At 71.8% G+C, this 9,670-nt stretch carries 5 protein-coding genes; 3 read left to right on the top strand and 2 right to left on the bottom strand.

Annotated features, from left to right (window positions below):
* Positions 1 to 39 precede the first annotated feature (39 nt).
* The gene (gene pelF, locus HYE82_RS29115; protein ID WP_179177167.1) at positions 40 to 1,608 is read right to left on the bottom strand and encodes a GT4 family glycosyltransferase PelF; all 1,569 of its coding nucleotides are present in this window, start codon (positions 1,606 to 1,608) and stop codon (positions 40 to 42) included.
* A 144-nt stretch (positions 1,609 to 1,752) separates the two neighbouring features.
* Positions 1,753 to 3,753: a hypothetical protein gene (locus HYE82_RS29120; protein WP_306439648.1), complete on the bottom strand. Its 2,001-nt coding sequence runs from the start codon at positions 3,751 to 3,753 to the stop codon at positions 1,753 to 1,755.
* A 386-nt stretch (positions 3,754 to 4,139) separates the two neighbouring features.
* Here HYE82_RS29120 and HYE82_RS29125 point away from each other — a divergent pair, with 386 nt between their 5' ends.
* From HYE82_RS29125 to sucB, 3 genes are all read left to right on the top strand, one after another.
* Positions 4,140 to 5,669 carry a leucyl aminopeptidase gene (locus tag HYE82_RS29125; protein WP_179177169.1) on the top strand — a complete coding sequence of 510 codons (1,530 nt, stop codon included), beginning with the start codon at positions 4,140 to 4,142 and terminating at the stop codon, positions 5,667 to 5,669.
* A gap of 336 nt (positions 5,670 to 6,005) precedes the next feature.
* On the top strand, positions 6,006 to 7,394 hold the full coding sequence (gene lpdA, locus HYE82_RS29130) for a dihydrolipoyl dehydrogenase (RefSeq protein ID WP_179177170.1): 1,389 nt from the start codon (positions 6,006 to 6,008) through the stop codon (positions 7,392 to 7,394).
* Between the two features lie 57 nt (positions 7,395 to 7,451).
* Positions 7,452 to 9,227, top strand: a complete 1,776-nt coding sequence (sucB, locus tag HYE82_RS29135) for a 2-oxoglutarate dehydrogenase, E2 component, dihydrolipoamide succinyltransferase (RefSeq protein WP_179177171.1) — start codon at positions 7,452 to 7,454, stop codon at positions 9,225 to 9,227.
* Positions 9,228 to 9,670: the final 443 nt, after the last annotated feature.

A 9,670-nucleotide genomic window follows, 5' to 3' on the forward strand; every position in this document is an offset into this window, starting at 1 on the left:
GGGTGTCGCCGCCGGGGGTGCGCAGCCAGAGGGATCCGCTCACCACGGGCTCCCGTCGGCCGCGAGCTCCCGGTACCAGGGGGCGGCGAGCCGCTGGGTCCGGTCGTCGCCCGCGTGGACGGGCAGGACGGGCTGGCCCGCGAGCTCCCGGTAGATGTGCCGGAAGCCGTCCACGGACTGGTGGAGGGTGAACTTCTCGACGACGCGTTCGCGGGAGAGCCGGCCCAGCTCGGCGCGGCGTTCGTCGTCGCGGAGCAGGGCGAGGGCGGCGCGGGCCATGGTCTCGGGTTCGCGCGGCGGGACGACGAGGCCGGTGTCGCCGACGGCCTCGCGGACGCCGCCTACGTCGGTGGAGACGGTGGTCCGGCCGCAGGACATGGCCTCGATGATGCTGAAGGGGAAGCCCTCGCTGATGCTGGACAGCATCACGAGGCTGCCGGCGGCGTACGCCTTGGCGACCTCCGCGATCCGGCCCTCGTAGGTGATCCCGTCCCCGACCCCGAGTTCGGCGGCGAGCTTCTCCAGGCGGAGCCTGTAGTCCTCGCAGCCGGCCGGGACCGGGCCGAACAGGCGCAGCCGCAGGGCGGGCAGCTCGGCGCGCATGAACGCGTAGGCGCGGATGAGGGTTTCGAGGTCCTTGATCGGGTCGATGCGGCCGCACCAGCTGAGGGTGGGCACCTCGGGCTCGGGTCCGGCCTCGGGGAAGGCGTACGGGTCGACGCCGTTGTAGACGGTGCGGATCCGGTCGGCGGCGGCGCCGCCGCGCTCCTCCCAGCGGCGGTTGTACTGGTTGCAGGGAGTGATCAGGTCGGCCTGCCGGTAGCCCTCGGTGTTGAGCTCGCGGTAGAAGCTGAGGACGAGGGCCTTGACGGGCCAGCGCTCGGCGGCCCGGCGGTAGCCGAGGTAGCGCTCGCGCAGGTAGATGCCGTGCTCGGTGAGCAGGAAGGGCACCCCGTCGAGGTACTTGGCGGCGAGCGCGGGCAGGGTGGCGAGGCCGCTGCTGACGGCGTGGGCGACGCTGTCGGGCGGAATCCGCACGGACAGCGGGCGCAGCGCGTGCTCCAGCAGGTCGGCGGCGGTGAGCGCGTCGTGGACGGTGGGCGCGGCGGCGGCCGTGGCCAGGCCCGGCCTGGTCCATACGGCCATCAGCAGGCGCAGGACCGTTTCGGAACGGAGGGCGGGGGCGAGCCTGCCGGAGCGGGCGAGGACGGCGAGCTCGCGCAGGGCCTCGGAGAACCGGCTGCGGCCGGGGCCGTCCGCGGCGCCGGCGGGGGTGTGGGCAGCCCCGGCTGCGGCCGGGGGAGGATCGAGGAGGGAGAGGAGGAAGGCCTCGTAGGTCTCGGTGAAGCGGCGGTGCGCCTTGCCGCGCAGGGCCGGTCCGCGGCTGCGGCCGGGGGCGGGTCCCCACAGGGGGAAGGCGGTGTGCCGGTAGATGTTGCGCGGCAACTCCCAGGTGACCGGCTCGCGGCCGGTACCGGTCAGGGCTATGAGGTTGAAGTCGACCTCCGGCATGCCGCGGACCAGTTGGTCGCACCAGGTGCTGACTCCCCCGTGGACGTGCGGATAGGTGCCTTCGGTGAGCATGGTGACGTGGCGCCCATGGCTCATTGCGGTGTGTCCCCCCGGACTGTGATGTGGTGAGGCGCTCGCTCGCGCAGGGATGCGGCCGAGCGGGTTCGGGGCCCGCTCGGCCGGTGGGCGTGTGCTGCCGGTCAGCCGGTCAGCCGGTCAGCCGGTCAGCCGGTCAGCCGGTCAGCCGGTCAGCCTGAGCGTGATGCACGACTGGAGGAGCTCGGGGCCGGTCCAGGCCGAGCGGTTGCCGGCGTAGGCGGTGCCGAAGTCGGCCGTGCCCAGCAGGAGTTGCTTCTTCGTGCCGTTCGGGGCGGTGATCGGGGCGAGGACCCCGGAGGGGGCCTTCACGGTGACGGTGGTCCCGATCCGGTACGCGGTGACCCGGCCGGCAGCGAGCGCCTTGTCCCAGGCTGCGCGGCGGCCGAGTTCGGTGCCGATCTCCTTCAGGCTGCGGTTCACGATCGGCGTGTTGGGCGCGTACAGGGTGCGGTAGGTGTCGAGGACGCGGTCCAGCACGGGGTAGAGGGTGCGGTCCTCGGCGAGGTTGGACTGGTGGACGTAGTGCGGGCGCGGGTCGTTGGCCAGGACGTGCCGCAGGGCGGTGCGGGCTTCGGCGGGCACGATGTGGTCGAGGTATCCGGTGGCGGTGTCGAGGGGGGCGGGCAGGCAGGTGGAGGTCGCCGGGTTGTCCTCGCAGATGCCGCTGCCGCCGTGGGCGCGGCTGGTGTAGATCCAGTTGTACTCGTCGGCCATCTCCGCGTTGGTGCCCGTGTTGTAGTACACGTTCATGGGGTGGCGGGGGACGGTCCGGGCGGCGCCGACCGGACGCTGCGCCGGCTCGCGGGAGTTGTCGCTGCCGACCCATGTGACACCGTTGTCGGCGAGCGCGCCCGCGAGGTTGGGGTTGTCCTGGGGCTGCTGCGGGAGGGTCTTCAGGCCGGAGTGCTCGCCGGTGACGAGCTCGGTGCGGTCGAGGGCGATGCCCTTGGACGCCGCCCAGTCGACGTTGTCGCGGATCTGGGCGGAGATCTCGGCGCGGCTCATCCAGGTGATGGCGCCGCTCGCGTCCTTGACGCAGGTCCACGGCACGGTGGCGGTGTCCTGGGCGCAGCCGAGGAACGGGTGGGTGTAGGTGTGGTTGAGCCAGCGGTACTGGGCCCGGTCCGCGACGAGCTGCGCGGTGAGGTCGTCGGTGCCGCCGTTCTCCGCCTTCCACTCCTCGCCGGCGCCGCCGTTGAAGAGCATGTCGAGCTTGAAGTCCTTGCCCTGCTGCCACTGCGCCGCGTACCGGGCGTCGGCGGCCGTCATCCGGATGGTGCTCTCCCTGCCCTCGCCGCCCGCGCAGGCGTAGTCGCCGGGGGTGCAGTTGAGGTCCTTGTTCCAGCGGGCGTCGGGGGCGAAGACGTCGTCGACGTGGACGGCGAAATAGCTGCGGCTCTGGCCGAGGTGGACGCCCTGGGTCAGCCAGTCGACGATGCCGCGGGCGAGCAGCCGGAACTGCTGCTGGTGCTGGTTGTAGCCGAAGGTGACGACCAGTTCGCTGCGGCCGTCGTGGGTGTACTCGCCGACCAGCGAGGCCCGCCCCGAGCCGACGGGCGCGTCGACGTAGCTGGTGTAGCCCGTCCGGGGCGCGCCCATGAAGCCGTAGCTCTCGGGGATCAGGGCGGAGTTGTCCTCGAAGGCGACCTGCCCGCCCAGGTAGCCGAACGGGCCGGCCTTGCCGGCGTCGGTGACCGCCGCCTGGATCCCGTCGAGCTGCCCGCTGTAGCCGCCGTTGTCGCTGTACTCCAGGCCGACGCCCGGGTGGGCCCAGGTGTAGGCGTCGACCTGGCGGATCCCGTACGCGGTCTCGTACGCGGCCAGCGCCGCCATCTCGGCCGAGCCCTCCCCGAACGGGTTCTCGTTGGGCAGCACCACGCCCTGGTACTTGGCGCGCGGCCGGCCGGTGGCACTGTCGGAGGGGTCGCTGAGGAACGCGGCGTCGATCACCGGACGGCTGCTGCTGCCCAGCTGGACGCGCGTGAAGGGAACTCCGGTGTCGCGGAGCTCTGCGGTGATCGCCTCGACGGAACTGCCGCCGTCGTCGACGACGAGGATTTTCAGGTCGATTCGCGGTGTGACGGCCGCCGCCCGGGCGGACGCGCCGGGCAATGCAACGGATACCAGTGCTGCGGCGGCCATTGCGGCCGCAACCCTGTTCATCCGGCTTTTGTTGACCATTTCGGCCTTTCCCCCCGCAGGCATCACTCGACTACGGCCCTTGGCGCCAGGCCGGACCGAGGAGGCTCTGTGGAAATCATGCAAAGGGACCCCGCGTCCCCTTGCGAGAGTGGGTCGAGTCTCTCGGACCTCGCCAGCCCCAACGGGCAAACCTGGAACAGAGACCACAGATGGGTGAACCTCGGAACGGCCTGGTCGAACAACTTGCCAAACCCTGGAATGGCGTACGGTCCGGCTGCTGCGCGTAGGCTCATTTTCCGGCAGCCGTCGGGCCGGAATACGATCGCTCCGGATGGCCGTCCCACCCACTCGGCCCACAACACAAACGGAAGCGAGACTTCACCACCGTGACTGCTCTGACTCTCAGCACTGCCGGCGCGGCGACGCTGCGCGCCGACGCCCTCGTGGTCGGCGTCGCGAAGGGCCCGAAGGGCCCCGTCGTGGCCCCGGGCGCCGAGGCCGTGGACAACGCGTACGACGGGAAGCTCGCCGCCGTGCTCGACGCCCTGGGCGCGTCCGGCGCCGAAGGCGAGACCACCAAGCTGCCGGCGCCGGACGGCCTCAAGGTCCCGGTCGTGCTGGCGGTCGGCCTCGGGCCGGTGCCGGGCGACGAGGAGTCCTACGACGAGGAGGCGCTGCGCCGTGCCGCCGGCGCCGCCGCCCGCGCCCTGCACGGCAGCAAGAAGGCCGCGTTCGCGCTCCCCCTGGAGGACGCCTCCGCCGTCACCGCGGTCGCCGAGGGCGCCCTGCTGGGCGCGTACGCCTTCACCGCGTACCAGGGCGGCGAGAAGAAGGGCGCCAAGAACGGCGGCCCGAAGCTCCCGCTCGCCGAGGTGGCCCTGCTGGGCGCCAAGCCGCGCGACAAGGAGCACAAGGCCGCGGCCGAGCGCGCCGTCGTCGTCGCGTCCGAGGTCAACACCGCCCGCGACCTGATCAACACCCCGCCGAACGACCTCACTCCGGCCTCCTTCGCCTCGATCGCCTCGGCGACCGGCAAGGAGCACGGCATGAAGGTCCAGATCCTGGACGAGAAGGCCCTGGTCAAGGGTGGCTACGGCGGCATCATGGGCGTCGGCAAGGGCTCCGAGAACCCGCCGCGCCTGGTCAAGATCGCCTACACCCACCCGGACGCGGAGAAGCACCTCGCCTTCGTCGGCAAGGGCATCACCTACGACTCGGGCGGCATCTCCCTGAAGCCGGCCGGCCACAACGAGACGATGAAGTGCGACATGTCCGGCGCCGCCGCCGTGTTCGCCGCCGTCGTCGCCGTGGCCCGCCTGGGCCTGGCCGTCAACGTCACCGGCTGGCTCGCGCTCGCCGAGAACATGCCGTCCGGCTCCGCCACCCGCCCCGGCGACGTGCTGCGCATGTACAGCGGCAAGACCGTCGAGGTCCTCAACACCGACGCCGAGGGCCGGCTCGTCCTGGCCGACGCCCTGACCAAGGCCTCCGAGGAGAACCCGGACGCGATCGTCGACGTCGCCACCCTGACCGGTGCGATGGTGCTGGCGCTGGGCAACCGCACCTTCGGCGTCATGGCCAACGACGACGCCTTCCGGACCTCGGTCCACGAGATCGCGGAGGAGGTCGGCGAGGCCTCCTGGCCGATGCCGCTCCCCGCCGACCTGCGCAAGGGCATGGACTCCCCCACCGCCGACATCGCCAACATGGGCGAGCGCATGGGCGGCGGCCTGGTGGCCGGCCTCTTCCTGCAGGAGTTCATCGGCCAGGGCATCACCTGGGCGCACCTGGACATCGCGGGCCCGGCCTTCCACGAGGGCGCCCCGTACGGCTACACCCCCAAGGGCGGCACCGGCTCGGCCGTGCGCACCCTGGTGCGGCTGGCCGAGCGCACGGCCACCGGCGACCTGGGCTGACGCACACGGCTGTCACACCGCGCGGCGCAGGCCGCGCGGTGTGACAGCTGACATGTGACGCACGACGCACGCCCGGCCCTCGGAGCGACCCGATCAAGGGGCCGGATGTTCACGCACAACGAAATCCGTAGGTTTCTACGCCTCGGTAACCCCTTCTTCCGGCAGAACGACCTGCCACAGTCCGGGCCCGGCGTCCCGTGTTCCCGCGACAAATGCGAAGATGGGTTCTCGGCAGGACAGGGCCCACCACAGGGCCGAAGAAACAAGCGGCCGAACACCAGCCGCCGCCCGGTCGCAGAGGACCGGTGCCCGGCGCACATGCATGGAGGACGTGACGTGGCGAACGACGCCAGCACCGTTTTCGACCTAGTGATCCTCGGCGGTGGCAGTGGCGGCTACGCCGCGGCCCTGCGCGCTGCCCAGCTGGGTCTGGACGTTGCCCTGATCGAGAAGAACAAGCTCGGCGGCACCTGCCTGCACAACGGCTGCATCCCCACCAAGGCTCTGCTGCACGCGGGCGAGATCGCGGACCAGGCGCGCGAGGCCGCGCAGTTCGGCGTGAAGACCTCCTTCGAGGGCATCGACATCGCCGGCGTGCACAAGTACAAGGACGACGTGATCGCCGGCCTGTACAAGGGCCTGCAGGGTCTGGTCGCCTCCCGCAAGGTGACCTACATCGAGGGTGAGGGCCGCCTGTCCTCCCCGACCTCCGTCGACGTGAACGGGCAGCGCATCCAGGGCCGCCACGTCCTGCTGGCGACCGGCTCCGTGCCGAAGTCCCTCCCGGGCCTGAACATCGACGGCAACCGGATCATCTCCTCCGACCACGCGCTGGTCCTGGACCGCGTCCCGGAGTCGGCGATCATCCTCGGCGGCGGCGTGATCGGCGTCGAGTTCGCCTCGGCGTGGAAGTCCTTCGGCACCGACGTCACCGTCATCGAGGGCCTGAAGCACCTCGTCCCGGTCGAGGACGAGAACAGCTCCAAGATCCTGGAGCGCTCCTTCCGCAAGCGCGGCATCAAGTTCAACCTCGGCACCTTCTTCGACAAGGCCGAGTACACCGAGAACGGCGTCCGGGTCACCCTGGCCGACGGCAAGACCTTCGAGGCCGAGGTGCTGCTGGTCGCCATCGGCCGCGGCCCGGTCTCCCAGGGCCTGGGCTACGAGGAGCAGGGCGTCGCGATGGACCGCGGCTACGTCCTGGTCGACGAGTACATGCAGACGAACGTGCCGACCGTCTCGGCCGTCGGCGACCTCGTCCCGACCCTGCAGCTCGCGCACGTCGGCTTCGCCGAGGGCATCCTGGTCGCGGAGCGCCTGGCCGGCATGAAGGTCGTCCCGATCGACTACGACGGCGTGCCGCGCGTGACCTACTGCCACCCCGAGGTCGCCTCCGTCGGCATCACCGAGGCCAAGGCCAAGGAGATCTACGGTGCGGACAAGGTCGTGGCCCTGAAGTACAACCTGGCGGGCAACGGCAAGAGCAAGATCCTGAAGACCGCGGGCGAGATCAAGCTCGTCCAGGTCAAGGACGGTGCCGTGGTCGGCGTCCACATGGTCGGTGACCGGATGGGCGAGCAGGTCGGCGAGGCCCAGCTGATCTACAACTGGGAGGCCCTGCCGGCCGAGGTTGCGCAGCTCATCCACGCGCACCCGACCCAGAACGAGGCGCTCGGCGAGGCCCACCTGGCCCTGGCCGGCAAGCCCCTGCACGCACACGACTGATCCAGTCACGGGCGCGACGACCACACACCGCACCATTCGTAAGGAGCAACTGAAACCATGGCGGTTTCCGTATCCCTTCCGGCGCTCGGCGAGAGCGTCACCGAGGGCACTGTCACCCGCTGGCTGAAGGCCGAGGGCGAGCGCGTCGAGGCCGACGAGCCGCTGCTCGAGGTCTCGACCGACAAGGTCGACACCGAGATCCCCTCCCCCGTGTCCGGCATCCTGGCCTCCATCAAGGTCGCCGAGGACGAGACCGTCGAGGTCGGCGCCGAGCTGGCCGTCATCGACGACGGCTCCGGCGCCCCCGCCGAGGCCCCCGCCCCGGCAGCCGAGACGGCTGCCGCCCCGGCTCCGGTCGCCGAGGCGCCTGCCGCTGCCCCGGCTCCGGTGGCCGAGGCCCCCGCCGCCGCTGCCCCGGCCGCGTCCGGCACCGACGTCGTGCTGCCCGCCCTGGGCGAGTCCGTCACCGAGGGCACCGTCACCCGCTGGCTGAAGGCCGTCGGCGAGACGGTCGAGGCCGACGAGCCGCTGCTCGAGGTCTCCACCGACAAGGTCGACACCGAGATCCCCGCGCCGGTCTCCGGCACGCTGCTGGAGATCCTGGTCGGCGAGGACGAGACCGCCGAGGTCGGCGCCCGTCTGGCCGTCATCGGCGTCGCGGGCGCTGCCCCGGCCGCCGCCCCGGCCCCGGCCGCCGCTGCTCCGGCTCCGGCCGCCGCTGCTCCGGCTCCGGCCGCCGCGGCTCCGGCTCCGGCTCCGGCTCCGGCCGCCCCGGTGGCTCCGGCTGTTCCGGCCGCTCCGGCCGCGGCTCCGGCACCGGTGGCTGCTCCGGCCGCCCCGGCCGCCCCGGCTCCGGTCGCCCCGGCCGCTCCCGTCGCCCCGGCCGCTCCGGCGGTCACCGGTGACGAGGGCGCGTACGTGACCCCGCTGGTGCGCAAGCTCGCCTCCGAGGCCGGCGTCAACCTGAACACGGTCACGGGCACCGGCGTCGGCGGCCGTATCCGCAAGCAGGACGTCCTGGCCGCCGCCGAGGCCGCCAAGGCCGCCGCTGCCGCCCCGGCTCCGGCCGCCGCCGCTGCTCCGGCTCCGGCCGCTGCCGCCGCGGTGTCCGAGCTGCGCGGTCAGACGGTCAAGATGACCCGCATGCGCAAGGTCATCGGCGACAACATGATGAAGGCCCTGCACTCGCAGGCGCAGCTGTCGTCCGTGGTCGAGGTGGACGTCACCAAGATCATGAAGCTGCGCGAGAAGGCCAAGGCCGGCTTCCTCGCCCGCGAGGGCGTCAAGCTGTCCCCGATGCCGTTCTTCGTCAAGGCCGCGGCCCAGGCGCTGAAGGCCCACGCGGTCGTCAACGCCCGGATCAACGAGGACGAGGGCACCATCACCTACTTCGACTCGGAGAACATCGGCATCGCCGTCGACTCCGAGAAGGGCCTGATGACCCCGGTCATCAAGGGTGCCGGTGACCTCAACCTGGCCGGTATCGCCAAGGCGACGGCCGAGCTGGCCGGCAAGGTCCGCAGCAACAAGATCACCCCGGACGAGCTGTCCGGCGCGACCTTCACCATCAGCAACACCGGCTCGCGCGGCGCGCTGTTCGACACGGTCATCGTGCCGCCGAACCAGGTCGCGATCCTGGGCATCGGTGCCACGGTGAAGCGCCCGGTGGTCATGGAGACCGCCGAGGGCACCGTCATCGGCGCCCGCGACATGACGTACCTGACCCTGTCCTACGACCACCGCCTGGTGGACGGCGCGGACGCGGCCCGGTACCTCACGGCCGTGAAGGCGATCCTGGAGGCGGGCGAGTTCGAGGTCGAGCTCGGCCTGTAAGGCTCCCGCTGCCGATCGGCAGCAACCCGTACGGCGCCCCTGTCCGGATTCCACTCCGGGCGGGGGCGCCGTCGTCATGCCCTGCCGTCCGGGAACGTCCGAGTGCCGGCTGCCGTACGACTGGCGCCTTTCCTGCCGCCGGAACGGGAACGTCTGCAGGAGCCCGCGTCGGCCTTGGAGGAACTCGCCCTGGGGAGTGATGCGTTGAGGAGCACCTCCGGATTGCGCGCAAGGCGGAGGCCGCCGACCCGGACGACGCCTTCCGCCCCTGCATCACCGGCGGGTGACCTCCCGGATCGCGACGACGATCCGGCGGCAGAGGACCGGCAGGCGTTCCGTCCGTCGTGAGGACCACGTCGGGCAGCCGCGCGGCCCGCAACGCCTCCGGCAGCCGGCCTGGCTGCCGGAGGAGACGCGTTCCTGCCCGCCCTCCTGTTCCTCCC

This window comes from Streptomyces sp. BR123 (assembly GCF_013401435.1).
Lineage (GTDB): Bacteria > Actinomycetota > Actinomycetes > Streptomycetales > Streptomycetaceae > Streptomyces.